The organism is Candidatus Skiveiella danica (assembly GCF_022705245.1).
Lineage (GTDB): Bacteria > Pseudomonadota > Gammaproteobacteria > Burkholderiales > Burkholderiaceae_C > Skiveiella > Skiveiella danica.
In genome coordinates, this window is sequence record NZ_JAKJEW010000136.1 from 1 (window position 1) to 625 (window position 625).

The window sequence follows — 625 nt, forward strand, 5'->3', positions numbered from 1 at the left end:
CGCCTTGTCCGCCCTGCGCCGCCAGCAAGACTGGCGCATCCGCCGCACAGCCATCACCGTGGACGACGTCAGCCCCAGGCTCCCCCCGCCGCCCCCGGATGGGGCGGCAACGCCGCCGGCATAGCTTTTTCGCAAATCAGACAAGTTCTTGTTTGGATCGAAAGAATTGGGGTCAGAGTCCAATTGATTGCCATGGATGGCCACGGCTTGCGGCCCCGCAATGGCGGCAAGGGGGGGGGCGCAACCCGGAATCAACGCATTTCACGGGTCGCGAGGTGCTAAAGCGGCAGTATTCAGTGGTGCGGTACCGGTTTGGGGGGGGTGACGGGTGATAAGCCCCTCGCGGAATAACCGACTTTGAGGCTGTGAATCTGCCGAGTGTTCTGCAAAATGTGCAATGTGTATATGCATAAAAAGGAGTCCGGCCATGCAGAAGAGAATGACGATCACCATGGATGAAGTGGTGTACGAAGGGCTGATTCGTGTGGTCGGGCGCCGCAAGATCAGCGCGTTTCTCGAAGACCTGGCCCGTCCCCACGTGGTCAGCGACGACCTGGCGGCGGGCTACCGCGCGATGGCGGACGATACGGCCCGGGAGCAGGAGGCGCTGGCCTGGAGCGAGGCC

At 62.4% G+C, this 625-nt stretch carries 1 protein-coding gene; it reads left to right on the plus strand.

Annotated elements, in window-relative coordinates; all coding sequences use genetic code 11:
- Positions 1-427 precede the first annotated feature (427 nt).
- Positions 428-625: addiction module antitoxin (locus tag ACMUOY_RS20525; protein WP_413894567.1), on the plus strand; the 198-nt coding region annotated here is incomplete at its 3' end.